Source organism: Marinomonas colpomeniae (genome assembly GCF_014803385.1).
GTDB lineage: Bacteria > Pseudomonadota > Gammaproteobacteria > Pseudomonadales > Marinomonadaceae > Marinomonas > Marinomonas colpomeniae.
Genome location: NZ_JACYFC010000001.1, coordinates 1,048,736 through 1,075,287, shown reverse-complemented (window position 1 = coordinate 1,075,287; position 26,552 = coordinate 1,048,736). Strand labels below are relative to the sequence as shown.

At 40.9% G+C, this 26,552-nt stretch carries 26 protein-coding genes and 1 tRNA gene; 7 read left to right on the top strand and 20 right to left on the bottom strand.

The window, feature by feature from the left end; all coding sequences use genetic code 11:
• Nucleotides 1–108: 108 nt before the first annotated feature.
• The 8 genes from hflC to tsaE all read right to left on the bottom strand — a co-directional run bounded on the left by hflC (nucleotide 109) and on the right by tsaE (nucleotide 8,721).
• Nucleotides 109–990, bottom strand: a complete 882-nt coding sequence (hflC, locus tag IF202_RS05050; RefSeq protein WP_191593754.1) for a protease modulator HflC — start codon at nucleotides 988–990, stop codon at nucleotides 109–111.
• A complete protein-coding gene (hflK, locus tag IF202_RS05045; protein WP_191593753.1) occupies nucleotides 990–2,237 on the bottom strand; it encodes an FtsH protease activity modulator HflK in 1,248 nt (415 codons plus the stop codon). The genes hflC and hflK overlap by 1 nt, the downstream gene beginning before the upstream one ends.
• Before the next feature lie 40 nt (nucleotides 2,238–2,277).
• Nucleotides 2,278–3,567: a ribosome rescue GTPase HflX gene (gene hflX / locus IF202_RS05040; RefSeq protein ID WP_191593752.1), complete on the bottom strand. Its 1,290-nt coding sequence runs from the start codon at nucleotides 3,565–3,567 to the stop codon at nucleotides 2,278–2,280.
• A gap of 35 nt (nucleotides 3,568–3,602) precedes the next feature.
• The gene (hfq, locus tag IF202_RS05035) at nucleotides 3,603–3,851 is read right to left on the bottom strand and encodes an RNA chaperone Hfq (protein ID WP_191593751.1); all 249 of its coding nucleotides are present in this window, start codon (nucleotides 3,849–3,851) and stop codon (nucleotides 3,603–3,605) included.
• 90 nt (nucleotides 3,852–3,941) lie between these two features.
• The gene (gene miaA, locus IF202_RS05030; protein WP_191593750.1) at nucleotides 3,942–4,874 is read right to left on the bottom strand and encodes a tRNA (adenosine(37)-N6)-dimethylallyltransferase MiaA; all 933 of its coding nucleotides are present in this window, start codon (nucleotides 4,872–4,874) and stop codon (nucleotides 3,942–3,944) included.
• Nucleotide 4,875: 1 nt separating this feature from the next.
• Complete coding sequence (mutL, locus tag IF202_RS05025) at nucleotides 4,876–6,780, bottom strand: DNA mismatch repair endonuclease MutL (RefSeq protein ID WP_191593749.1); 1,905 nt, start codon at nucleotides 6,778–6,780, stop codon at nucleotides 4,876–4,878.
• Nucleotides 6,781–6,836: 56 nt separating this feature from the next.
• Nucleotides 6,837–8,165, bottom strand: coding sequence for an N-acetylmuramoyl-L-alanine amidase (locus tag IF202_RS05020; RefSeq protein WP_191593748.1), 1,329 nt, complete (start codon nucleotides 8,163–8,165; stop codon nucleotides 6,837–6,839).
• An 85-nt stretch (nucleotides 8,166–8,250) separates the two neighbouring features.
• On the bottom strand, nucleotides 8,251–8,721 hold the full coding sequence (tsaE, locus tag IF202_RS05015) for a tRNA (adenosine(37)-N6)-threonylcarbamoyltransferase complex ATPase subunit type 1 TsaE (RefSeq protein ID WP_191593747.1): 471 nt from the start codon (nucleotides 8,719–8,721) through the stop codon (nucleotides 8,251–8,253).
• Nucleotides 8,722–8,873: 152 nt separating this feature from the next.
• On the opposite strand from tsaE, the gene IF202_RS05010 reads away from it, so the two are divergent.
• On the top strand, nucleotides 8,874–9,623 hold the full coding sequence (locus IF202_RS05010) for a sulfite exporter TauE/SafE family protein (protein ID WP_191593746.1): 750 nt from the start codon (nucleotides 8,874–8,876) through the stop codon (nucleotides 9,621–9,623).
• 100 nt (nucleotides 9,624–9,723) lie between these two features.
• Here the strand turns inward: IF202_RS05010 and orn are convergent, their stop codons facing one another.
• A complete protein-coding gene (gene orn / locus IF202_RS05005) occupies nucleotides 9,724–10,290 on the bottom strand; it encodes an oligoribonuclease (protein WP_191593745.1) in 567 nt (188 codons plus the stop codon).
• 73 nt (nucleotides 10,291–10,363) lie between these two features.
• Here orn and rsgA point away from each other — a divergent pair, with 73 nt between their 5' ends.
• Nucleotides 10,364–11,398, top strand: coding sequence for a small ribosomal subunit biogenesis GTPase RsgA (rsgA, locus tag IF202_RS05000; protein ID WP_191593744.1), 1,035 nt, complete (start codon nucleotides 10,364–10,366; stop codon nucleotides 11,396–11,398).
• On the opposite strand, the gene IF202_RS04995 is transcribed toward rsgA, so the two are convergent.
• Both IF202_RS04995 and motA read right to left on the bottom strand, forming a co-directional pair.
• Nucleotides 11,395–12,303, bottom strand: a complete 909-nt coding sequence (locus IF202_RS04995) for a flagellar motor protein MotB (protein WP_191593743.1) — start codon at nucleotides 12,301–12,303, stop codon at nucleotides 11,395–11,397. The two genes, rsgA and IF202_RS04995, sit on opposite strands and share 4 nt — an antisense overlap.
• A 33-nt stretch (nucleotides 12,304–12,336) precedes the next feature.
• The gene (gene motA / locus IF202_RS04990; RefSeq protein WP_191593742.1) at nucleotides 12,337–13,191 is read right to left on the bottom strand and encodes a flagellar motor stator protein MotA; all 855 of its coding nucleotides are present in this window, start codon (nucleotides 13,189–13,191) and stop codon (nucleotides 12,337–12,339) included.
• 122 nt (nucleotides 13,192–13,313) lie between these two features.
• On the opposite strand from motA, the gene IF202_RS04985 reads away from it, so the two are divergent.
• Together IF202_RS04985 and asd are read left to right on the top strand one after the other, a co-directional pair.
• Nucleotides 13,314–14,792 (top strand): HDOD domain-containing protein, encoded by a 1,479-nt coding sequence (locus tag IF202_RS04985; protein ID WP_191593741.1) that lies wholly within the window; start codon nucleotides 13,314–13,316, stop codon nucleotides 14,790–14,792.
• A 20-nt stretch (nucleotides 14,793–14,812) separates the two neighbouring features.
• Nucleotides 14,813–15,670 (top strand): archaetidylserine decarboxylase, encoded by an 858-nt coding sequence (gene asd / locus IF202_RS04980; protein ID WP_191593740.1) that lies wholly within the window; start codon nucleotides 14,813–14,815, stop codon nucleotides 15,668–15,670.
• 115 nt (nucleotides 15,671–15,785) lie between these two features.
• Here the strand turns inward: asd and IF202_RS04975 are convergent, their stop codons facing one another.
• From IF202_RS04975 to queA, 6 genes are all read right to left on the bottom strand, one after another.
• Entirely contained in the window at nucleotides 15,786–16,775 is a 990-nt protein-coding gene (locus IF202_RS04975; RefSeq protein ID WP_191593739.1) for a serine hydrolase domain-containing protein, read from the bottom strand.
• A gap of 108 nt (nucleotides 16,776–16,883) precedes the next feature.
• Nucleotides 16,884–17,798 (bottom strand): protein translocase subunit SecF, encoded by a 915-nt coding sequence (gene secF / locus IF202_RS04970; protein ID WP_191593738.1) that lies wholly within the window; start codon nucleotides 17,796–17,798, stop codon nucleotides 16,884–16,886.
• 9 nt (nucleotides 17,799–17,807) lie between these two features.
• Nucleotides 17,808–19,661, bottom strand: a complete 1,854-nt coding sequence (gene secD, locus IF202_RS04965; RefSeq protein ID WP_191593737.1) for a protein translocase subunit SecD — start codon at nucleotides 19,659–19,661, stop codon at nucleotides 17,808–17,810.
• 93 nt (nucleotides 19,662–19,754) lie between these two features.
• Nucleotides 19,755–20,081 (bottom strand): preprotein translocase subunit YajC, encoded by a 327-nt coding sequence (yajC, locus tag IF202_RS04960; protein ID WP_191593736.1) that lies wholly within the window; start codon nucleotides 20,079–20,081, stop codon nucleotides 19,755–19,757.
• Nucleotides 20,082–20,152: 71 nt separating this feature from the next.
• Complete coding sequence (gene tgt / locus IF202_RS04955) at nucleotides 20,153–21,271, bottom strand: tRNA guanosine(34) transglycosylase Tgt (protein ID WP_191593845.1); 1,119 nt, start codon at nucleotides 21,269–21,271, stop codon at nucleotides 20,153–20,155.
• A gap of 39 nt (nucleotides 21,272–21,310) precedes the next feature.
• Nucleotides 21,311–22,372, bottom strand: a complete 1,062-nt coding sequence (gene queA / locus IF202_RS04950; protein WP_191593735.1) for a tRNA preQ1(34) S-adenosylmethionine ribosyltransferase-isomerase QueA — start codon at nucleotides 22,370–22,372, stop codon at nucleotides 21,311–21,313.
• A 157-nt stretch (nucleotides 22,373–22,529) separates the two neighbouring features.
• On the opposite strand from queA, the gene IF202_RS04945 reads away from it, so the two are divergent.
• Nucleotides 22,530–22,614 (top strand) — tRNA-Leu (locus IF202_RS04945).
• 277 nt (nucleotides 22,615–22,891) lie between these two features.
• Nucleotides 22,892–23,776: a DMT family transporter gene (locus tag IF202_RS04940; protein WP_191593734.1), complete on the top strand. Its 885-nt coding sequence runs from the start codon at nucleotides 22,892–22,894 to the stop codon at nucleotides 23,774–23,776.
• A gap of 74 nt (nucleotides 23,777–23,850) precedes the next feature.
• Here the strand turns inward: IF202_RS04940 and IF202_RS04935 are convergent, their stop codons facing one another.
• Nucleotides 23,851–24,726 carry a LysR substrate-binding domain-containing protein gene (locus tag IF202_RS04935; protein ID WP_191593733.1) on the bottom strand — a complete coding sequence of 292 codons (876 nt, stop codon included), beginning with the start codon at nucleotides 24,724–24,726 and terminating at the stop codon, nucleotides 23,851–23,853.
• 212 nt (nucleotides 24,727–24,938) lie between these two features.
• Here IF202_RS04935 and IF202_RS04930 point away from each other — a divergent pair, with 212 nt between their 5' ends.
• Nucleotides 24,939–25,145, top strand: coding sequence for a DUF2986 domain-containing protein (locus IF202_RS04930; protein ID WP_191593732.1), 207 nt, complete (start codon nucleotides 24,939–24,941; stop codon nucleotides 25,143–25,145).
• Nucleotides 25,146–25,192: 47 nt separating this feature from the next.
• Here IF202_RS04930 and IF202_RS04925 read toward each other — a convergent pair whose 3' ends face one another.
• Both IF202_RS04925 and IF202_RS04920 read right to left on the bottom strand, forming a co-directional pair.
• A complete protein-coding gene (locus IF202_RS04925; RefSeq protein ID WP_191593731.1) occupies nucleotides 25,193–25,546 on the bottom strand; it encodes a VOC family protein in 354 nt (117 codons plus the stop codon).
• Nucleotides 25,547–25,556: 10 nt separating this feature from the next.
• Nucleotides 25,557–26,444, bottom strand: a complete 888-nt coding sequence (locus IF202_RS04920) for a DMT family transporter (RefSeq protein WP_191593730.1) — start codon at nucleotides 26,442–26,444, stop codon at nucleotides 25,557–25,559.
• Nucleotides 26,445–26,552: the final 108 nt, after the last annotated feature.

Here is a 26,552-nt window from a genome sequence, read left to right as displayed (position 1 = left end):
CTTTATTTTGACCATTAAAAAACCGGGCTTTGCCCGGTTTGTATAATAGTAACATGTTTCCTATTTTAACAAATAGGCTTCAAGTACGATTATTAATTAATACTCACTCTATTTTGCAGGAGTACCAGTAGAGCTATTCAAATACTTAAAGAACTCACTATCTGGCTCAAGAACGAACAAGTCGCTACTACCATTAAAGCTTTCACGGTACGCCTGAAGACTACGATAAAATTCGTAAAACTCAGGGTCTTGCGTGTAAACATTAGAATATATAGCAGCTGCATTAGCATCACCGTCACCACGAATCATTTCCGCATCACGTTGAGCTTCAGCTTCTAATACAACTTGTTGACGATCAGCATCAGCACGAATACCTTCCGCAAGCTCTAAACCTTTCGACCTATGCTCACGAGCTTCACGCTCACGTTCAGTTCTCATACGCTGATAAACCGACTCACTCACATCAGGTGGTAAATCAATTCGTTTAACACGAATATCAACAATAGAAATACCCAATTCATTTTGAGCAACTAAATTCAAATCATCGCGCAACTCAGTCATTAACTGATCACGTTGACCAGAAACAACCTCATTCATTGTCCGCTCACCAAACTTATTCCTAAGCCCAGTATCAACACGAGAAGACAATACACGGTTGGCAACGATTTCGTCACCTGATGTTGCTTGATAGAACTTAGAAACAGAATCGATTTTCCACTTAACATAAGAGTCAACAACAACAGCCTTCTTCTCAAGCGTTAAATAACGCTGAGGACGAGAGTCCATTGTTAAAACTCGAGCATCAAATCTTTTAACTTCATTCATAATCGGAAGTTTAAAATGAAGACCTGGCTGCACATCCGCATCAACAATCTCACCAAACTTAAGCACTACCGCACGCTCTGTTTCTTTCACAACAAAAAGCGTTTGAGAAGCAAACAACATACCGAGAAGAACAACAAATAAAACTGAAAAAGAAAAGCCTTTCATTAGTTTCTTCCCTCTCTACGAATAGTTGCGCTTTGACGCTTACGAATCTCTTCAATAACCTGATCCGTTAACGACCCAATATTTCCAGAACCGACAGAAGTCGCCCCTTCAGACGATGCTGAACGTTGCTTCATCAATTGATCCAAAGGCAAATACATCATGTTATTTCCACCCTCAGTATCAACAACAACTTTATTCACATCTTTATAAACCGATTCCATCGTTTCTATATACAAACGACGACGGGTTACTTCTGGCGCTTTCGTGTACTCTCGATATAAACGGTCAAAACGATCTGCCTGACCACTTGCTCGAGCAACTATTTCAGATCGATAAGCTTCCGCTTCCTCTCTGATACGCTGCGCACGACCACGCGCTTCAGGGATAATGCCGTTCGCATATGATTCTGCTTCGTTACGGACCCGCAACTCATCTTCTTTCGCCTTGATAACATCATCAAACGCTTCTTGCACCTGAGTTGGTGCCTGAGTGTTCTCAACGTTAACTTTTGAAATCAATAAGCCAGTACCGTAAGCATCACTGTAATCCTGCATACGCTCTTTAACTTCAGCCGCCAAAAGCTCACGACCTTCAGTTAAAATCTGATCCATTTCAGAACTACCAACCACATGACGAAGCGCACTTTCCGTAATCTGAGCTAAAGAATCTTCAGGTCTACGTACGTTAAATAAGAAGTCTTTTGGATTCTGTACCGAGTACTGAACCCCAACACCAACCTCAACAATAGCATCATCCACAGTAAGCATTAACGCTTTATGATCAAGAGAACGAACCTTAGTTACATTCACTTTACTAACAGAATCAATTAAAGGCGCATTCCAATGAAGGCCCGGCATAACAGTAGAGTGGTATTTACCTAAGCGCATCACAACACCACGCTCTTGCTGATCAACCTGATAAATACCAGTCGCAGCCCACAAACCGCCAATAGCAAGTAAGACGATGATGATTAAACTTCCACCAAACTTACCCGACATATTAGAACCACCACCATTAGGACCGCCTGTTTTGCGAGATTTTTTCACGCCAAGCATATCCATCAACTTCCGGAAGGCTTCATCAAGATCCGGTGGACCCTGATCCTTCCCTCCAGACTTACGACCCCAAGGGTCGTCGTTGTTGGTATCTTTTTCACGACCGTCATCAGAGCGCCCAGTACCATTATTCCGGTTTTTATCTGGATTCCATGGGTCATTGTCGTTATTACCCGGTTCATTCCAGGCCATACTACATCTCCACTTTATTTTAATGATAATCCTGTGCAACTTATGCAGCTTCGATCTGATCCTCAGACATGCCAGCACGTGCCAAAATCTGTAAATAATCTTTTTTAGGCAATTTCACTTCAAGAACAGATTGACCTCTTTCATCAAAACGTTCATTTTTCACTGCACCATGCTCAAAAAGCATCGCTCTTAATCGACCGCAATTACTTGGTAGATAAAGTTTTTCATTAAACACATCTACTGCCAACAATTCAGCAACAGCCTGCTTAAGCAAATCCAAACCCTGCCCATCACGAGCAGACAGCCAAACTCGATAAGGGTTCCCATCAACATCCCTATCGATACGAGGCTCTCCGGTTGGAAGCGCATCAATTTTATTAAAAACGGTCAGCGTTGGGACTTCATCAGCACCAATTTCTTTCAGTACTACACCTACATGCGCAATATTGTCATCACGATAAGAATCCGCAGCATCAACAACATGCAATAATAAATCAGCTTCCGAAGACTCTTTCAGTGTTGCCTGAAAGGCTTTAATCAATCTATGGGGCAACTGTCGGATAAAACCAACCGTGTCCGCTAAAATAATTGTACCTACTTGCTCAATATCTAAACGTCTTAATGTAGGATCAAGCGTAGCGAAAAGCTGATCTGCCGCGAATACATCCGCACCAGTAACATGGTTAAATAAGGTTGACTTACCTGCATTCGTATAACCAACAAGAGATACAACAGGCATTTCTGAACGTGAACGAGATCGACGATTTTGATCTCGCTGAGCATCCACCTTAGCCAATCTTTTCTGAATAGATTTAATACGTTCCCTTAATAACCGACGGTCAGTCTCAAGCTGGGTTTCACCTGGCCCACGCATACCTATACCGCCTTTTTGGCGTTCTAGATGCGTCCAACCTCGAATAAGGCGAGTTGACGTATGTTGTAACTGAGCAAGCTCGACCTGCAACTTGCCTTCATGAGTTCGTGCACGTCGAGCAAAAATATCTAAAATAAGCCCTGTACGGTCAATCACTCGACACTGTAAATAGCTTTCTAAATTTCGCTCTTGAGAGGGTGTCAAAGCATGATCAAAAAGCACAATTTCAGCTTCTTCTCGATCAACAATATCTTTGATTTCAGCGAGTTTACCAGTACCTACAAAGTACCTAGCATCTGGACGTTGGCGAGACCCTGAAACAACTGCGACAGGATCCGCACCAGCGGAAATAGCAAGCTCAACAAACTCTTCCGGCCCATAACTTTCACTTTGAATATGAAAATCTATATGAACCAATACAGCAAGATCACCACTATCTGGGCGTTCAAAAAACAATATGGTATTCCTCTGTTTGTCGTATTAAAGACAAACTATTCAGCAGCGCCTTCAGGCTCATCATCAGGAGATGGAACACGGATAGTACGAGAAGGTACAACTGTAGAAATGGCATGTTTATAAACCATTTGACTAACAGTATTTTTTAGTAGAATCACGAATTGATCGAATGATTCGATTTGACCTTGAAGCTTAATTCCATTCACAAGAAAGATAGACACTGGAACTCTTTCTTTGCGTAGGATATTTAGATAAGGGTCTTGTAATGATTGCCCCTTTGACATTGGAATCTCCTTAAGTAAGTGCAAAATTTTAAATTAAATATTGATAAAACAATACGGTAGATACTACACCAATTTTTTATCCATTTCCCCTTATATAATCCTGCTTTCTATATAATTCAAGGCCTCGACAGTAAGATTTTGAGACAAACTATCAAAAATCATCAAATCTTCCCAACCCCGCAGCCACGTTAATTGTCTTTTTGCCAACTGACGTGAAGCAACAACACCTTTAAATATAGCATCATCTAGAGAATCCACCCCGTCTAAATGTTGCCAAAGCTGTCGATAGCCAACACAGCGCATAGAGGGCATATCAATAGATAAATCCCCTCTACGGTAAAAACCTTCAACTTCATCGAGAAAGCCTTGCTCCATCATTTCACTAAAACGCTGCTCAATACGCTGATGTAAAACACTTCGCTCTTTTGGCATAACAGCCACATTAATCATTTCAAAAGGTAAAGAAACCGTCCCTTGCTCAGACCATAACTGAGACATTGTTTTGCCAGTCAGACGATATACTTCGATTGCCCGCTGCAAGCGCTGAGGATCATTAGGGTGAATTCGTAATGCGGCCTCAGGGTCTATTTGTTGTAACTCGTTATGCAATACAGGCCAGCCTTTTTCAAGCGCTTCTTTTTCAATTTCTGCACGTAAGCCAGCATCCGCTGTTGGCATTTCCGCCAAACCCTTTTGCAACGCATTGAAATACATCATAGTACCGCCAACCAATAGCGGCGTCTTACCTTTTGCCAGTATTTCTTGAGACTGCTCCACTGCATCAAGAACAAAATCAGCTGCAGAATAAGACTCTAGAGGATCAATAATATCAATTAAACGATGTGGCGCCCTTGCTAGTAATTCGGCGTCCGGTTTTGCAGTGCCAATATCCATACCTTTATATACTAAAGCGGAATCCACACTGATAATTTCAAAATTGTGGTTTTCAGCCAACTCAACTGCTAACCCAGTTTTTCCAGAGGCGGTTGGCCCCATTAAACAAACAACATTTGGTTTTGTCATCTTAACGCCCTCTCAAGAAGAGTTTATCCAAGTCAGACATACTTAAATGCGCCCAAGTTGGTCGCCCATGATTACACTGCCCGCTTCGCTCAGTTACTTCCATATCTCGAAGAAGACTATTCATCTCTGTAATGGTTAGTTTTCTATTTGCTCGAATAGCACCATGACAAGCCATTGACGCCATCAACTCATTCGCACGAGATTCAATAAGATCTGAAATACCATTAGCCGCCAAATCACTAATTACGTCACGCACAAGCCCTTCTACATCGCCACGAATCAGTATAACGGGGACCTCACGGACCATTACACTCTCTAGTCCTGTTCTTTCTACACGAAAGCCAAACGACTCAAAAACATAACCACTTTCTTCAACAAGATCCGCTTCACTTTGTGAAACAGAAACGTTAATTGGGACCAGTAGTGGTTGAGAGGAAATACTTTTTTGATAAAAAGCCGTTTTCATTCTTTCATAAACAATTCGCTCATGAGCCGCATGCATATCCACCAAGATAAGCCCTTGCTCACTCTCAGAAATAATATACACACCATGCAACTGAGCAACAGCAAAACCTAAAGGAGGCACAGCCTGATAATCGTCTCTTTGCTCTAAAGGCCCAGACACACCAATAGAATTTATCGGTGCAATTTCTCTTACCTCTCCAGTTTCAGGGTCAACCTCTTCAGTACGAGCAGTATATTCTTGAGCGTAACCAGAAAGGCGACTCATTCCGTCAAGCTGCCCTCGGACATCTGAAGCCCCAACACTATTAGAAGTAGGCCTCATCCAATCCATTCCCGCCGTAGATGAACGATTTGTCAGAGGCAAAGCTGACTGCTCGGTAATCTCAGGCTCAACTATTGATCCTCCCTGCATACCTGTTGGCGCAGCATCAGACTCAGGCCTCACATCAGCAATAGCCTTATGTATTCGACTAAACAGAAAATCATGAACCAAACGACCATCACGAAAACGCACTTCATGCTTAGTAGGATGCACATTGACATCCACTGTTGCTGGATCCAACTCAAGGTATAAGACAAAAGTAGGATGACGCCCATTATACAAAACATCACGATAAGCCTGGCGCACAGCGTGTGCCACCAACTTATCTTTCACGACTCGGCCATTTACAAAGAAATACTGTAGATCTGCCTGAGATCGAGAAAACGTTGGCAATCCAATCCAACCCCACAACCGTAACCCAGCGGCTTCGACATCTAATGTTAAGGAGTTTTCAATAAACTTCTTACCAAGCAGAGTCGCTAATCGATGCTCCGCATGGAGTTGATCTGTAACAGGTCGAAGATCGTAAACTTGCTTACCATTATGACTTAAACGAAAACCCGTTTCATAACGACTTAAAGCCAGACGCTTTACCACTTCTTCTAAATGAGTAAATTCAGTTTTTTCAGTACGTAAGAATTTTCGACGGGCTGGCGTGTTAAAAAACAAATCACACACATCTATTGTCGTGCCTTCAGGGTGGGACGCAGGCCGAATAGCTGCCGCCATATCTTTCCCTTCAACTTCTACACGCCAAGCTTCAGTCTCACCCTCGGCTTGAGAGGTAAGATGCATTCGAGAAACAGAACTAATACTTGCAAGCGCCTCACCACGAAACCCTAGGGTACGAACTGCCTCTAGATCATCTAATGTAATAATTTTACTGGTTGCATGCCGGCTCAGAGCCAAAGAAAGGTCTTCTTTCATAATACCAGTGCCATTATCGCGTATTTTTATACGCCTCACACCACCTTGCTCAACATCGATATCAAGCTGTGAAGCACCCGCATCCAAGCTATTTTCAAGTAACTCTTTCACAACAGAAGCAGGTCGCTCTACCACCTCACCTGCTGCAATTTGGTTAGCTAAACGCGGAGATAATAGATTAATTCTGTTCATGAACGACCTTTAATAATAGTATCGCCTTGTCTATCACAAGGAGATTAAATAGTATTCTACCCAGCAGGAATAACGAGTTTTTGACCAATCCATATAACATCGTTTTTCAAATTATTTGCTTGGCGCAAAACAGTTAGAGAAACATTGTTACGACGGGCAATTTCAGACAAAGTATCTCCTTTTGTTACCGCATAGATATAATCGGAATGCTTTTTTTGCTTCCAGGCAACCAAGGTGCCATCAGGTGCATTCTTGGTAAAATATTCAACAGTCCCTTTCGCAATAGAAGCCGCAAGCTTGACTCGATACGTTCGGCTAGATAAATTTTTAGCTTCCGTTTTATTTGAGACAAAACCCGTCTCAATCAAAATAGAGGGAATATCGGGCGATTTAAGCACTACAAAACCAGCCTGCTGAACGGTATCTTTATGCAGCCTAGCAACTCCGCGCATTTCACCCAATACACTTTTACCTATATTAAGACTCATATGAATAGTTGAATTCATTGACATATCTAGCAACACTTCAGCCAACAACTGATCCTTATCGTCTAATGAAATACCGCCAACCAAGTCAGCTGAATTTTCTTGCTGAGCCAGCCAGCGCCCCATCTCAGAGCTCTTTCCACTTAATGATAAAGCCCACACAGAAGCACCTCTCGCACTTGATTTAGTAAACGCGTCTGCGTGGATAGAAATCATCAAATCCGCGTTTGCCTCTCGGGCAACCCGTGAGCGATCTCGTAACTTAAGATAAGTATCCGTTGAACGAGTTAAAACCGATTTAAAGCCATCTACAGCATCAATTCGTTTTGCTAACTCTTTAGCAATAGAAAGTACGATATCTTTTTCTCGCACTTTATATTGACCCAAAGCACCAGGATCTTTCCCACCATGACCCGGGTCAATTGCTATGACAATATCCCGCTTTTCTTGCGAAAGAGTCGCCAAACTTTTCACAATCGTTGCAGGCTTACGAACACCATATTCAAGTTCAATTAATATTCGCGGGCCATACGTTCCATTAGCCGCCAACACGCTACTTTTTGCCTTTACAGATCTAACTAAATCTAATACAAAGCGCACGCCATTATCTCGCTTGGCATAACGCACTCGCGACAAAACATCAGACGATAGAGAAGATAAACTACTCATAACAGAAGAAGTCAATTCGACATTACTAATATCAAGAACAATACGCTCAGGATTTGAAAGGGGGAAGAGACGATGGTCAGAGGAACCAGAAAGCTCAAACACTAAACGGGTAACGCCTTCTTGCTGAGCAACACGTATATCTCGAACATCTGCCGCCGCCACATAAAAAGACGCAACAGATAAAATTAACGTTATAAAAACACAAAGATGAGTATGAAATTTAGTATGCATATCAGACAGCTAGCTAGTATATCTGTCCACTATAACTGCTGATCAAGTTGATCTCAATCTTACTTATAGTAAAGACTTCTATACATCAAGTAGTTATGTCATCTCCTAGGGCCTGTAAGGCAACACGGCCTTTTTCTGTTTTAGCCTCAAAAGACACATGTCGACCTTCAGGTATTAACGTCAATGAAACAACAACATCCGCCTCAGCCACCACACCGCGCCCCATTTCAGCCCACTCAATCAAACACAAACCACTCTCTGAAAAATAATCTCGAATCCCCATATATTCAAGCTCTTCAGGGTCTGTCACTCGATATAAGTCAAAATGAAAAACTTCAACCCCTGCTATCTCATAAGGCTCAACAATCGTGTAAGTAGGACTTTTTACAGGCCCTACGTACCCTAGGCCACATAAAACACCTCTTACTAATGTGGTTTTCCCCATACCTAGGTCGCCATCTAAATAGACAACACCACCAATATGGAGTGAAGATGAAAAAGCTTCTCCTAGCTTCTCCATTGCCTCTTCTCCATACACTTCTTTTTCTATTCGCATTATGTATTTATCCTTTCTTCACTCAACGGAGCAAAAACTAACATTTAAACAATTCTAATACAGAAACCTTTTGAAACAAGACTAGATAACACATAATAAAAACATCCGCTTTACCAACTAAATAACAACAATTAAAAATAAAGAGCATTTATATGGATTGGTTCCTTATCTTTCTCATCGCTATTGCCGTTTTTATAACAGGAATATCCAAAGGAGGCTTCTCCGGTGCTTTTGGTGTTATCGCTGTACCTCTTATCTCACTCCAAACATCCCCCACTCTTGCTGCCGCGATCATGCTTCCAATACTTTGCGTTATGGACATTTTTACCGTCCAAAAATTCTGGGGAAAATGGAGTACCGAGCAACTAATAAAATGCATCCCCGCCGCCATAATTGGTATTATTATTGGTGGGTTAACTGCTTCATGGTTTTCTACAGAGTGGCTAAAAATTGTCGTTGGTATAATTGCGATTGGCTTTACGATCAACTCATGGCCGAAAAAAAACACAACATCTCAAAAAAAGCCACTTAGCGCGATAACAGGCAAGTTCTGGTGTGCACTTGGAGGCTTCACAAGTTTTATCGCTCACGCTGGCGGACCTCCAATGAGTGTCTACTTACTCAGAACCAATTTAGATAAAACCCAATATGTCGCCACTGCCGCCGTTATTTTCGCTGCTGTAAACTACGTCAAACTCATTCCATATGGCATTCTTGGACAGCTAAACACTTCTAATATTCTACTATCGCTTTATTTTATCCCCCTTGCTTATGCAGGAGTTCAGCTAGGCGCTTGGTTGCATTATAAAATCCCTACCGAGGCCTTCTTCAAATACATGTATTTTTTTCTATCCTTAACAGGAATCAAACTAATCTGGGATGGTGCTTCTGCCCTTCTCTAAAAAGCACGATTAATTACTAGCTTAGTACTACATAAGCGCTTAACTCAGTAAAAGAGTCAAAAGCGCTTACTTTTTCATCTTAACCTTTAAGTTTAAAGCTTTAGTCGCTCAAACCAGCATCATCAAGACCAAACATAGTACGACGATAATGCTTAAGCTCACCAATAGACTCTAAAATATCATCAAGCGCCAAATGCGCACCCGATTTATGGAACCCTTCTAGGGCATCAGGCTTCCAACGCTTAGCTAACTCTTTAATAGTACTAACATCTACATAACGGTAGTGGAAGAACGCTTCTAGTTTAGGCATGTAACGATATAAAAAACGACGATCCTGACCAACACTGTTGCCACAAATAGGAGAAACGCCAGCAGGAACATACTTCTCCAAAAACTTGATCGTTTCCTCTTCCGCTTGGGCCATACTAATACTAGAAGCCAACACTCTTGCCGTCAGTCCTGAATCGCCATGATGTTGCGTACACCACTCATCCATCGCATCCATCACCGATTTATCTTGATGGACAACCAGACTTGGACCTTCCGCCAGAATATTCAAATGTTTATCAGTAACCACTGTGGCAATCTCAATAATCGTGTCTGTGTCTGGTTCCAACCCTGTCATTTCAAGGTCAATCCATACTAAATTTTCTTCATTTAAGCTCATATACTTCAAATCCTTTATTCTCGATGCCAAGCATTATACTCTATGCGCCTTACTATATGATCAGACGAGCCTAATGTCGAAGCGAAAACTTACCAAACAACAAACTTGGCGAATTGAAAGAATTCACCAAGAACGCGTAGAACGCACTCAAAAGCGAGGAGATCTTGCTGAAGAATTACTTCAATCTTCCGATCTTGGGCCCGAAACCGAAGGCATGATCATTTCGCATTTCGGCACCCAAGTAGAAGTAGAAGGTACACAAGAACCTTTTATTGGGGTTTCGGTACGTTGTAATTTACGCGCTAACCTAGGTCAATTGGTTACTGGCGACAAAGTCGTATGGCGCCCAAAGCATAATGATGGAGGAGTGGTTGTTGCAACAACTCCTCGCAACACATTCCTTTCTCGTCCAGATATGCACGGCCGTTTAAAGCCAGTTGCCGCTAATATAGACCATATCGTAGTGGTTATTGCTGCTGAGCCGGTCGCTCACGCCAACTTAATCGATCGCTACCTAGTCGCTGCAGAAACAGTAGGCATCCCCCCCGTCATTCTTTTAAATAAATGCGACCTAATCGACAGCAAGAACGAAGCAGGGTTAAATGAACTATTAAAAACTTATGAAGATTTAAATTACAAAATAATTCGAACCTCCATTAAGTATAAAGAAGGCATGGAATCCCTCTATAGCTTCCTACAAGATAAAACCAGTGTATTCGTTGGCCAATCAGGTGTTGGTAAATCGTCCCTCATAGGAACAATACTTCCTGACATAGACATCACTGTTGGGGAGCTTTCACAGAAAAGAAAAAAAGGCGTCCATACAACAACCACAGCACGCCTATTCCACATGCCGAAAGGCGGAGATCTTATTGACTCACCAGGAATACGTGAATTTGGCTTGTGGCACATCTCTGAAGAGGAACTATTAAATGGCTTTGTTGAGTTTCGCCCTCACATCGGCTATTGCCGATTCAGAGACTGCGCCCATGAAAAAGAACCTGGATGTGCAATTTTAGAAGCGCTGGAAAAAGGTGAAATAACAGAACATCGCTTCCAGAGCTTCTTAAGAATTAAACAATCAATTAGAGAAAACCAAGCCTTCTAGAAAACGGTTTCCGGTGTTAGATCTAAATCAGATTGACTCACCGGGTTACCAAAATTACTTCGATTCCGATCCAATAGTTTTTTATAAGCGTCATCAGTTAATAAGGTAATACTAATCCGTCTGTTTTCAGCACTGTCGGTATCGAATCGATTGTAAGGCACACTATCAGACAAACCAATTACTTGAGCAATTCTTGAATCCTCAACACCACCCTCTTCCAATATACGACGAGCCGCATTTGCGCGCAAAGCCGATAAGTCCCAGTTATCCAAACGTCGTGAATCTCCAAAACGAGAAGAGTCAGTATGTCCTGTAATGACTATTGGGTTTTTAACTCTATTAAAAATTGGAGACATACTTAACAGCGTATTTTCAATGTCTGGCATCATTATAGCGCTACCACGCTCAAACATTGGCTTGTCAGGGTTATCCAGCAAAGTTATACGAACACCCAACGGAGTAATTTCAATACGTAGATTTTTTTGCTCGGACAAGACAACATTCATCCTCTCCATTTCTTCACGTACAACATCATTTAGGCTATTTGACTCGGAAGTTTCAGCTCCATTACCAATTCTATTTTCACGCTCTGGCACATCGACACTGCCCGATTTTGGCAACTGTAAATCTAATTTTTTTTCATTACTTTTTGCAGGGCTGCCACCAAGGTCAATAGGATTTGCACTATAGCCAGCAGTAGAAGGACCTATAGGGTCTTGAAAATAACCTTCAATACTTGCCAATTCTTCAGGAGAAGCTACGCTCAGTAACCATAGAACCAAAAATAACGCCATCATCGCCAAAGCAAAATCAGCCAAGGCTATCTTCCAAGCCCCGCCATGATGACCGCCTTTTTTGACTTTCTTGACACGCCTAATTACCAATCCATTAGAGCCTAAGGCCATCAAATATTCCCCTTAATTTGGTATAGGCTCATCTTAACGATACTGCTGAAGTTCAATAGACAATTCAGCAAAACTTGGACGCATATCAGGTGGAAGTAACTTGCGACCAGTCTCAACCGCAACAGGCGGTGCATAACCAGACACAATTGAATTCAAACTTGCTTTCACGCATAAATACGCTTTTAGCTCATTTGTTCCCAAGTTTTCTAAATGAGTCCCAGCAGGACCAACGAAACCATAACCAAAAAAGATACCGAGGAATGTACCCACTAAAGCCGCGGCGACATGAGCACCGATTTCTTCTAAAGGCCCACCAATAGACCCCATAGTAATAACAATGCCTAAAACTGCAGCAACAATACCAAACCCTGGCAGACCTTCAGCAACTCGAGTTAATGCATGACTTGGTGCAACAAGCTCTTCCTCAATTTGTTCTATCTCATTATCCATAATAGCTTCCATCTCATAAGCAGGAAGCCCTGTTAAAATAAAAATACGGTAATTATCTGTAAGAAATTCCACCAGTTCATGATCACGAATTACATCTGGGAAACGATTAAACAACTCACTATCAAACGGAGATTCGATATCATCTTCAATAGAGAGAAAACCCTCTTGACGACTTTTCTGAAAAAGACAATACATAACGCCTAATAGTTGAAGGTAGAATGCTTTATTATGTCGACTCCCAGAGAATATTTGGGGCAACATAGTAAATACTTTTTTCTGCACAACAAATGGATTAGCAAGCATAAACGCCCCTAACGCCGCACCACAGATAATAATAACTTCAAAAGGCTGCCATAATGCCAACATACTTCCATGAGATGCCAAGTATCCCCACACCACACTAACAATAACGACTAGCACGCCTGCTAATGCAAACATATTTTCTTCCTTAATAATGACAAAGTATGCTCTTACTTCAATATACAGTATGATAAATAAGATCAAAAATATAAAAGCGCTTTAAATACACGTAAATAACCGAGCCTCTAATGTAACCAGCTATGAAAGACAAGTCACCTTCTAGCCTAAATGAATGGCTTCATTTTCTTAAAAACAAACAGTTCCCTGTCAAAGCGGTTAATTTAGCGCGCCTTAACACCCAAATTAAAAGAACAGAAGACACACTTGATGCAATGCAAGAAAACATAGCGTCAGACCCTCTACTTTCTTTTGCTATTTTAAATGAAGCAAATAGAATCGTACCAAACAAAAATGGTGAAATAAAAACACCTTTTCACGCTGCCGCCATGGTAGGAATGAATGGCATAGCTAGGCTTTTCCCTCGTTTTTTATCTTACGATCTAACAAAAAAGCCCACGCCTAACCTGTCAGCATTTTTAAGTGAAATACAAACAAGCTATGAAGCGGCAACCATGGCAAGACATTGGGCCATAGAAAAAAGATCGGGTAACGAAGACGATATTTTTTGGGTAACACTCTTTCGAGATTCTGCAAGATGGCTTTTATGGTTTTATGCCTACCCTGTCATGACTACCATCAATCAAAAAATTCAACAAGGCGATACGTCCAGCCAAGCAGAACTAAGTACATTAGGTTGTCGCATTGATGAATTAACTATTCGCCTTTGCGCATATTGGAATACATCGAACCAAATTATTGATTCATTTTTAACCAAACACATCCCAAACAAAAATGAAATGCAAACACTCGCCCACCTAGCTCACAATCCAGATGAACTTCCAGGCTTTACTGAAGACAAAAGACTTACTATCTTAGTAAACAACCCCCTTATTTTTACTTACTGCGCTAACAAAGTCGTTCATGAAGCAAATAGAATGGGGTGGGATTCAAAAAAACTACCATTTTTCTATCGCGTTGTGGCCACAGTAATGCATCGCCACATTGGTGAAATAATCCAGACAGCACATTTCTCGAGCACTGAAGCTGCCAGACTTTATAACACTAAAGGTAAAATCCCACTCGCAAAACAACTACTTGACCCCGAACTATATACAGACAAGCGGTCTTCGCAATCAAAAAAGACCAAACTATCTCCAATAGCCGCACTCAAAGATACATTAAGTAAAAAAACAAATTACGAGGCGAAACAAAAAGCCAATCTTGCTTTAAAGGCTATTAAACAAGCCATTCCTAATACACAGCATTGTATTATATTCAAACACTCAAACAACAAATGCTCTCCCTTATTTCAATTTGGTTATAATCTGGATGTTATAAGAGCTATTCAATGGAATGCGCCATCTCCTATATTCAAAAAATTATCAAATAAAAAATCGGCGACTCATTTATTCGGAACAAAACTTGATAGTGTACTAAAGGATTTCCCACACACCTCAGACCAAATAATAGATAGTAATAGTCATTTAATACTTGCTTCAACGACTACATCAGAACATGAAACAGTCATTCTTTGGCTAGAAACACGCACAGAATTCAATGATAAAGATTATAAAAACCTCAAACAGATTGTGTCTCTTATAAGCCACAGCACTAATTAAATTAAAATAGGATCAATCACGTGAATAAAGATCAGCTTTTTGCTTTCGTACAACATATAACTCCACAAAAAACACTCTCTCACGTTATTGGGAAAATAGCAGAATGCGAAAGCGATTGGGTTAAAAACACCTTTATTAATCAATTCGTGAAAAAATACCAAGTTGACATGTCACAAGCGATTAATAGCGATCCTTTGTCCTATCGTAATTTTAATGATTTTTTTACTAGGGCCATCCGCCCTGAATTGCGCCCAATATGTGAAGGTGAAAAAAGCATTGCCTGCCCAGCCGATGGCGCAATAAGTCAACTGGGTAAAATCGAGCATGGCACTCTCCTTCAAGCCAAAGGCCACCACTATAGCCTTACTAGTCTATTAGGCGGCGACGCATCACTGTCCGATCAGTTTCTTGGTGGCTCGTTCGCAACGGTTTATTTATCACCTAAAGACTACCATCGTGTTCATATGCCATTAACGGGTAAATTGACGAAGATGATCCATGTCCCAGGTAAGTTATTCTCCGTCAACAAAGTCACTGCAGAACAGATTCCAAACGTCTTTGCTCGTAACGAACGCACTGTGTGCTTATTTGAAACAGAAGCAGGCCCAATGGCGGTCATTCTTGTTGGCGCCATGATAGTTGCCAGCATAGAAACTACATGGGCAGGACAAGTGACGCCATTCAATAAAAATGTTGTCACTTGGGATTACAAGGAATTGAATAATGTTGAAATTAAAAAAGGCGAAGAAATGGGACGATTTAAACTTGGCTCCACTGCCATCGTTTTGTTCGGAAAAGGCGCCATTGAATGGGAAGAGTCATTAGCAGCCGAAACACCAACCCAAATGGGTATGCATTTCGGTAAGATTACTGAATAATATCTATCCTTAAAAATATAAAAAGGTCTGTTTTTACGCAGGCTTTTTTATTGGATTCTCTCTCATCATAAAATACGAAAACGATTTCAAATTTAATATATTACACAAGTAAGAGCTATTGAATAGATTGGATTACTGGAACAATATCGTCACTCACCATACTATGAAGTAAATCTCGATAGCCCGTTCGTCCAGAAGGTAAATTATCCTTAGAAGTAATGGCTACCGTTAAATCTAGTTCTGGTAATACATAAATCATTTGCCCACCAAACCCCCAACCAAAATAACCCTGCACATTAGCAAAAGATTGAATAAACCAACCATAGCCATATTTTCCATTATGGAAACGAGAATGGGTTCTTGGCGTCCAGCTTTCTTTAATCCATTGCTCAGAGATCAAACGTTTACCTGTCTTTGTCACGCCTCCTCGACGATACAGCTCACCAAAGGCCAATAGCGAAACAGGCGTCATACCAACTTGATTACCACCCATAGGGATACCTTGAGGATCAGTTTCCCAGCTTTGAATTTTAACACCAGAACCTCGAAACCACTTATTAGCAAGTCGATAAGTATGCTCACCACTTTTCTTCATAATAATGGCAGATAGTAAGTGAGTATTGCCTGTTGAGTACTGCATCTCACCGCCAACCTCTTCAACAAAAGGCCATGAAAGTGCGGCCTTAACCCAATTGTCACTTATTACCCAACGACCATAGTTACGACCAGATGCCCGTTCTAACCCTGCTTGCATAGAAAGCAAATGACCAATTGTAATATCATTTAAACGAGCATCTGGATTACTAGGTAATTCATCAATAAATAACGGAGCAATTTTTTGATCTACCCCTTCAAAAAGTCCTCGCTCTATCGCCATACCAACCATTGCAGACATCACAGATTTTGAAGCCGACTTAATATTGGTGACCGCGTTGATGTTTGCTTTGTTGTAGGCCTTCGACCAAACAATCTCTCCTTTATAGGCGACCTGTACAGTTTTAATATTAGGAAAGGTTTGGCTGGTTTTATCCATAGACGTGAAATCTAAGGCACTAACCTGAGTACTAAAAAGTGCATATAACAAGCTAAAGACTAAAAAACGCATATCGAACGATTTCCCCTTAAATTCAGATACTAGCATTAAAGAAATAATTCAAATAAAAAAGCCTGCATTCTTGCAGGCTTTTTTATTTAAAACAACGACCAAGTTACATTATGGTAATTCGTCTTCTAGCTCTTCTTTTGGTGCAGGAACTAAGTCTTCTCGTTTTATATCAAGCGCAAGCAATAAGTTTGCCGCAACAAAGATAGAAGAATAAGTACCGATAATAATACCCACCAACAAAGCCATAGAGAAGTTATGTATCGCTTCCCCACCCGCCACAAACAATACAACCAACACAAATAAAGTGGTTAATGATGTAATCAAGGTACGGCCTAAAGTTTGGTTAATTGACTCATTTATTAAATCGTAAGGTGTTGTTTCACGCATAATACGGAAATTTTCACGAATACGGTCACACACAACAATAGTGTCATTTAACGAGTAACCAACAACGGCTAGCAAAGCCGCCAATACCGTCAAATCAAACTCTACATTGAACAAGGAGAAAAAACCCAACGTAATAATAACGTCATGGGTCAATGCAACTACAGACGCAATGGAAAACTTGAACTGGAAGCGAACGGCAACGTACACCATTACAATTAGTAACGCGAGTAACATACCCAAGCCACCTTGCTCACGCAATTCCTCACCCACTTGCGCACCAACAAATTCAGAACGCTGAAGAGAAACATTCGTCTCGCCATTGTTTTGAAGTGTTAATAAAACTTCATCTCCTAAGGTCGCGGTATAAGAGTTTGCCATACGCACAACAATATCGGTCGTCGAACCAAAGTTCTGTACAACAATATCGTCATACCCACTTTCGCTCAGCAAGGCTCTAATATCATCAAGCTCAGGTGCTTTTTCATAAGCTACCTCAACCAAAGTACCGCCAGTAAAATCTAAGCCGAACTGCAGACCTTTTGTTGCTAAAGAACCAATAGAAATTAGGATCAGCACAAGAGAAAAAACAGCGACGATTTTACGCATAGCCATAAATGGAATATTTGTCACTTTCATGGCGTTCTCCTAAATATACAGTTTCTTGTTTTTACGGCCACCATACACAAGATTAACTTGTGCACGAGTCAATACAATCGCCGTAAACATCGAAGTAAGAATACCAAGCGACAAAGTAACTGCGAAACCTTTTACAGGCCCTGTACCTACCGCAAACAAAATTACAGCCACAAGTAGGGTCGTAATATTGGCATCGAAAATAGTGGTGAAAGCTCGATTAAAGCCCGAATGTATTGCCTGCTGATTTGGAACACCAGCCGCTAGCTCTTCTTTTATTCTTGAGAAGATCAATACATTAGCATCTACCGCCATCCCCATAGTTAATACGATCCCAGCAATACCCGGTAACGTTAACGTAGCAGAAAGCAGAGACATACAAGCCATCAGCAATATAATATTTATAGCCAATGAAATATTCGCAAACACACCGAATACCTTGTAATAAACCAGCATGAACAACATAACAACTAACAGACCAATTTGAGCAGAACTCACACCCAGTTTGATGTTTTCAGCACCTAAACTCGGCCCGATGGTACGCTCTTCTACAAAGTAAATTGGCGCAGCTAATGCACCAGCACGAAGCAACAAAGCAAGCTCTGAAGATTCACGAGGACTGTCTAGCCCTGTAATACGAAATGAATTACCCAACGTGGTTTGGATAGTCGCCAATGAGATAATACCTTTCTCACTGTAGCTTCTACGCACCTCTTCCATTTTGCCTTCGGCATTTTCAACAAAGCGACTGCGAGATTTGTGCTCTATAAACACAACGCCCATATTACGCCCAACAGCAGCACGAGTAACTTTACTCATCTGTTTGCCGCCTTTTGAATCCAAGCTGATGTTTACTTGTGGCTGACCATTTTCATCAAAAGAGGAACTTGCGTCGGAAACACTGTCACCTGTAATAATAAGGTCACGCTCTAAACGCGCCGTACGGCCACTGCCATCGCGGAACGTTAGTGTTTCAATATCAGAACCACTATCTTCTAGACCTGCTTCTAAATGAAATTCAAGATTAGCTGTTGCACCGATAATACGTTTTGCCGCAGCAGTATCTTGTACTCCTGGCAACTCAACAACAATACGATTACTCCCTTGGCGTTGTACCAAAGGCTCAGCCACACCTAGCTCATTAACACGATTACGCAACGTTGTTAAGTTTTGCTGTAATGCATAAGACTCAATTTCACTTGTCGCCGCTTCAGTGAAGCTAACATCTAAATAAAATTCATCGTTACTTTCACGTGTTGCATAACGGTACTCTGGGAAATCATCCCCTAATAAGTTTTCAGCAAGATCTAAATCGGCTTCTTTTAAGAATCGAATTGACAATACGCTGTCTGCTACAGCCACACTACGGTAACGGATTTTGTCCTTACGTAATGCCGCTTTCATTTCACTTGAGCTAACTTCTAGTCTCTGCTTAACCGCTGCAGGTGTATCTACTTCTAATAAGAAATGTACGCCGCCTCGTAAATCAAGCCCTAGTTTTGCTGGCCCAGCACCCAATGAAGACAACCAATCTGGTGTCGTAGGCACAAGGTTAAGCGCCGTTACAAAGTCGTCACCCAATACGGCCGCCACAACAGGCTTAGCCGCAAGTTGGTCCTCACCACTGTTAAAGCGCAAGGTACCGCCAGCAGAGGTTAGTTCTGCTTCTTTTAATTCTATATTCGCTTTCTTAAGCGCATCAGTCGCTTTTAATAGCGTACTCTGATCAACAACAGATGTTGTTTTTTGGGCTGACAGTTGTAGAGCTGGATCATCTGGATAAAGATTTGGGAAGGCATAAAGTAGCCCCAAAGCCAAAACAAGAAGAATTAGCAAATACTTCCACAAGGGGTACTTGTTAAGCATGAAAAATCCTTTAAACCTAAAAAATCAAATGGATCGAAAAAAGAAGAAAAGCGCCTCCTAGAAAATAAAATCTAGAGGCGCTTCTCAGGAAGGTTAAATTGACTTCAACGTCCCTTTAGGCAATACAGCAGCAACAGAAGACTTTTGAAATTTCATTTCAACACCTTCAGCAACTTCAAGTACTACATAGTTATCATCTACTTTAGATACTTTACCAAGTACACCGCCGCCTGTTACGACTTCAGTACCTTTACCCAAAGAAGCAACCAAGTTTTTATGCTCTTTTGCACGTTTTGCTTGTGGGCGCCACATAAGGAAGTAAAAAATAACAACGAAGCCAGCAAGCAATACTAAATTAAAAATACCGCCATCTGCTGCTGCGCCGCCTTCGGCGTATGCTGGTGAGATCAATGCGATCATAGGGTAACTCTCCAATGGTTTATGAAACTGTTGTGACACTTCCAACAAGGAAATTCACATATTTTTGTTTATTATTCACTCAAAACAGGCACTTCTAAGCCAAGCTTTGCATAAAACTCATCAACAAAGGCGTCAAATTTACCTTCATCTAGCGCCTTACGCAATCCCGCCATGAGAGTTTGATAATAACGTAAGTTATGAATGGTATTTAATTGAGCACCAACCATTTCTTGACACTTATCCAAATGATGTAGATAAGACCGAGAAAAGTTTTTACAAGTGTAACAATCACATTCTTTATCCAATGGACCAATATCATGACGATATTGTGCATTTCGTATACGAACAACACCATCAGAAGTAAATAAATGTCCATTTCGAGCATTTCGTGTTGGCATCACACAATCGAACATATCAACACCGCGACGCACACCTTCCACCAAGTCTTCAGGTTTGCCAACACCCATCAAATAACGTGGCTTATCTGCTGGCATTTTATGGGCAACAAAATCCAACACTTTCATCATTTCTTCTTTTGGCTCACCTACTGACAAACCGCCAATAGCATAACCATCAAAACCGATGCTCATTAGTCCTTCTAAAGATTCTTCACGTAGGTTTTCGTACATACTCCCTTGAATGATACCAAACAAGGCAGAAGGGCTATCACCGTGCTCATCTTTAGAACGTTGAGCCCAGCGCAAACTTCTGCGCATAGATGTTGCCGCTACATCCGTTGTTGCAGGGTGAGGAGTACATTCATCAAAAATCATCACAATGTCAGAACCAAGATCTTTCTGAACTTGCATCGAGATTTCAGGACTCAAAAATACTTTAGATCCATTAATAGGAGAACGGAAGCTCACGCCCTCTTCAGTAATCTTACGCATTTCACCTAATGAAAAAACCTGAAAGCCACCAGAATCGGTCAAAATGGGCTTCTTCCATTGAGTAAAATCGTGCAAATCTCCGTGAGCCTTAATTACGTCCATACCAGGACGTAGCCATAGGTGAAAAGTATTACCCAAAATAATATCAGCACCAATTTCTTCAATGTCTTTGGTTAACATACCTTTTACTGTGCCGTAGGTTCCTACTGGCATAAATGCTGGCGTTTCAACTTTACCACGAGGAAAAGTCAGCGTTGCACGACGAGCCTTTCCTGATGTGGTATGTAGGTCAAAATCCATAAAACATTCTGAACGCTTCTCAGTCATTCGTCTTATTCCTCAATCTGCGGACTGCGGGCCTGTAGCCTGCGCATTACGTGTAATAAACATGGCATCGCCATAACTAAAAAATCGGTATTGTTCTTCTACAGCTTTTTTATACGCTGACATTACATGGTCATAACCAGCAAAAGCACTGATTAACATAATTAATGTTGATTCAGGTAAATGGAAATTCGTAATCAAGGCATCTACTGTTTTAAATTCGTAACCAGGGTAAATAAAAATACTGGTATCGTCCTTCATCGGTTCAATTTGACCGCTTTGGCTTGCCGATTCAAGACTACGCACACTGGTTGTTCCAACCGCAATCACTCTACCGCCACGGGCTTTTGCTGCTTTCACTTGATTAACAACGTCTTGTTCAACCTCAACATATTCAGCGTGCATAATGTGATCTTTCACATTATCAACTTTCATTGGCTGAAACGTTCCAGCACCGACATGCAAGGTAACAAACGCCGTTTCCACGCCTTTTGCTTTTAGCTTCTCCAACAACGCATCATCAAAATGCAAACCTGCCGTTGGAGCAGCAACCGCACCGGGCTTTTCGTTATAAACCGTTTGGTAACGTTCCTGATCACTTTCTTCATCAGGGCGTTCAATATAAGGCGGCAAAGGCATGTGACCAACACGAGACAAAACATCTAATACAGGTTCTTCAAAAACAAGATGAAACAAAGCACCAGAGCGGCCAATCATCGTCGCCTCAATTTGCTCGCCTTTATCTTGGCCTAAAAACAATTTACTGTTTTCCTTTGGAGACTTACTCGCACGAACATGAGCCAAAGCTTCATTCGTACCAATGACACGCTCTACTAATATCTCAACTTTACCACCAGATTCTTTCTGACCGAAAACCCTCGCAGGAATAACACGAGTGTTGTTGAATACCATCAAGTCTCCCGGCTGCACTAGACCCAAGACATCAGGAAATTGGCGGTGAACAAGATCACCGCTTGGCCCATCAAGATGCAATAAGCGGCTAGAAGTTCTATCGGGCATAGGATAATTTGCGATTAAAGAATCGGGCAAATCAAAGTGATAATCGGAAACGAGCATGAAAAGAAAACTACCTAGAAAAATCGACGCCGTATCTTAGCGAAAATCCGCATAAAAAGGTACTTTTCAGAGTCTTCAAATTAAAAAGATAAAAAATAAATCCCTAATGCGTTGACACTCCGCTAAATTCCAATACAATACGGCTCACCTTTTTAAGGCCAGTGTGGTGGAATTGGTAGACACGACGGATTCAAAATCCGTTGCCTTCGGGCGTGGCGGTTCGAGTCCGCCTACTGGTACCAACATTAAAAAAGCCCTGATCATTGATCAGGGCTTTTTTTTGCTTTTAGCAAACTCTTCCATGTTAAATATTCGCAATTCCACAGGTAGATATTTCAAACTGAATAAAAAAACACATAGCAGAGTAGTCGTATTCTCGGTATAGCCCAATCAAATCCATCGTTAAACTCTCAATAGAAAAACTACAGTCTAAGTGCTTTTAAATCGCGCGATTTTCACCAAATTAAACACTACAATAAACTCTAATTTAATAGTGTTTTATTGTTTAGAGGCAATCGTATGCTAAGAAGCTATTTAGCTCTTATCGCTTTAGGGGTCATTTGGGGCTCGAACTTTATTTTTATGAAGTGGTCTACCTTGCTGATTACGCCAGCACAAACCGTTATGCTACGAGTTTTATGTGGTTTTATTCCACTTCTGCTCATTGCTTTATATTCGAAGGTGTTACATAGAGATCAATTTAAACACATCATACATTTTGCCGTTATGTCTGTACTCGCCACTTCATTTTACTATTATGGATTTGTTGCTGGTACCGCATTAATTCCAACCAGTATCGCTGGGTTATTAAGTGGATCAATCCCAATCTTCACTTTTATATGTGCATTCCTATTCCTGAGAAAAGATCGCCCAACTCTACAAATGTTAATCGGAGTTATCTTAGGTTTTTTAGGGATAATAATCAGCGCACGCCCTTGGGAGCATGTCGAAAGCATAGACCCGCTAGGTGTTATTTGGATGCTGGCAGGAACGACGAGTCTTGGCGTATCATTTGTGTACGCTCAACGCCTTTTATCACCACACAAAATTCCGCCTTTAGCACTAGCCACATGGCAAACAGGTTTTGCGTCTATAACATTATTAATACTGACTGATTTTACAGACCTATCAGCTATCACTACAGATATAAAGTCACTAATAGGTCTGATTATTGGACTTGGTTTATTGGGTACTGGAGGAGCGTTTTTTCTTTACTATTATATAATAGAGAAATTGGGTTCCGTAAAAGCGTCAGGAACAAGCTACATAGCACCGATTGTTGCCGTTATTATCGGTGCTTTTGTAGGTGAAGAAATTAATATTTTTGTATTCATTGCATTAGCCTTAATCTTGGGAGGCGTGATTCTCATCCAGACAGGATCTAAAAAAACATCAAAGACATAGAGAAAATGCAATAACAACTAATATATAACGCTGTTAAGAATCTTACTGTATAACAGCGTTATTTTTAATCTACCTTATATAGAGGCAAATTCATCCAGACACCACTGCCAAACAGCATCAACGGCTGACGATGTCTTGGTGGTTTTCTTCTTCACTAAAAAATAATCAGGCTCAATAAAAAAAGAATCTTCTACTATTTGAATCAACCGCCCAAACTCAAGATCTTTTGCCACAAATGAACGACACACTAATGCTACTCCTTGGCCGGCCAAAGCGGCGTCAATCGCTAATGATGTTTGATTAAATGTAGCACCTGATAGTTTTTCCTTTGAATTCAATATCATAGGCCAATTATTATGGGCATCATGTAATAAAGGAAACTGTTGTAATTCTTCAATTGTGAACGAGGGTTTTAACTCTTTTATAATAAGAGGGCTTGCAACAATAACAAGCTCTTGATGAAACAAAGGCTCAGCTTGTAAGTTGGAAGAAAATGGCACGCCTGTTAACCTGACTGCAATATCAATTTGATCCACATCGAAATTAGAAAGCGATTCCGTGGCGAGCGTTCGTAATTCAATATGAGGAAACAAGGAATTTAGCTCCCCAAGACGAGGAATAAGTAATTTGGCGGCGAAAGTAGGTGTCACACTTATGGTTACGGTATCAGAACGCTCAATCATATGAGTGGTTGCTTCACTCATAATATCGAAGGCTCTAGAAATATCGGTAAGATAGACGATTCCCTTTGGCGTTAATGCCAGCCCTCTAGGTAATCGTTCAAACAATGTAACACCTAAGTGCTCTTCAAGCGCCCGCACCTGTTGCGCAACAGCGCCTTGCGTGACACCTAACTCTTCTGCTGCTCGTCGAAAACTCAAACAACGGCCTGAGACCTCAAATGCCCGAAGAGAGTTTAATGCTGGTAATTTTCTACGTGGTAAAATCATCGCTTAGCTCTGCAGTTTTTCTATATTATACAGCGCTTAGCTAACAGACAGAACATCAAGTCACTTGGTTAGAGTCGAAACCAACAACACTAAAAATACACCCATGCCTTTCGAAGGATAAACAAGGCTGGTATAGTCGCCTCGGTATTTATAGTGAAATACTTTTACATTCTATTAAATATTCTAAAACAAGAGCATTTTGAGCAAAAAATATGAATCGTCGCAAAAAAATCAAAGACATATATGGCAAACGTATGAAACAGGCCAACTTAAAAGTGAATCCCAAAAAAGCCAAACCTAAATACATATCTAAGGCGGAACGCGCTTTATTAGAAGCGAATGAAGCCGAAGTAAAAACATCTGAAGACACTGTTCCTGTTGAGCAAGAAACAACTGAAGAGCCTAATAAAGACGTTTAAAATTTTCAGTTCAGTTTGAGTGGAAAAAGCTAATTGAAATAATTTAATTAGCTAAGTTCGCCCCACACAGCCCACTCGTTTCCACATGGGTCTAAAAAGTGAAAGCGTCGTCCTCCGGGAAACTCAAAGATCACTTGTTCAATAGTACCACCACAATATTTTACTTTTTCTAGAGTCGCTTCCAAATTATCACTAAATAAGATAATTAAAGCCGCACCAGTTTGTGGTCGAGAACAAAAATCTGCTTGAAAAAAACCACCATCTAAACCAGCATTTTCAAAAGCCGTGTACTCAGTACCATAATCTTTAAACCCCCAACCAAATACCTGACTAAAAAACGTTTTATTCAGAGATAAATCTCGCGCAGGTAATTCAACATAATTGATTTTATTAGATTTCATATACTCTCATTTATTTAATGGTAGAAGTAGCTACTAGAACAATACTCGCCATAATCATAGCGCCGCCGATCCATTGCTGTTTACTAAGTTTTTCTTTAAAACGTACCTTCGAATAATAAAGGGTTCCAAGCACTTCAATCTGCCCTAATGTTTTCACCACAGCAGGATTGGCTAGAGAAAAAGCGGTAAACCAAGCAATAGAGCCTAAAGAACTAAGCACACCGACCTTCATACTCAAACCCAAGCTACGTCTAAACGGAGCAAGCATATCTCTACTTCTGATAATTTGAATACAACATAAAATAACCGATTGCAGTGCAAGTACATACCAAAGTGTGACACCTGCACCAGTAATAATAGAACCGGATAACGTATGACTGGCCATCGATGCGGTAACAGAGGTGACCGCAAAAAAGAAACCACTCGCTAAACCAAAAATAAGAGAGGTATCTTTATGGACTTGCTTTAAGTCTTTCCACTTCACACTCATAACTAGCGCTCCCAATACACCCAAAAAAACTCCCAACCATGCACCAACTGTTAACGTGTAATGTAATAAAGGCAACCCAATAAGCGCAGCCTGTACGGCTTCCGTTTTAGCCAACAAGGTACCCTGCGTAAAACTACCAGACTGAAAAACCCGTAGCATTAAATACGTCGCTATAATTTGTGATACGGCACAAATACTGGCCACCAGCCAAAATAGCCCATTAATAGGCAACGTCACCCAACCAAAAATAAAATAGCAAACCAATAAGTACAGGCTAACAAGCGGTAAGCCATAAAGAGAACGAGACATAGTCGCATGAAGAAAACCTGCCTCACGAGACAAACTATTTTGATAAGCAGTTCGAACAGACTGACACCCAGCGGCAAACAACGTAATGACAATCCACATAGTGATTAAATCCTAAAAGAAGAGAGATATGAAACCGCATAAGCATAAGCATAAGCATAAGCATAAGCATAAGCATGAGACTAAGACGCCTATTTGTAAAAGGAATAA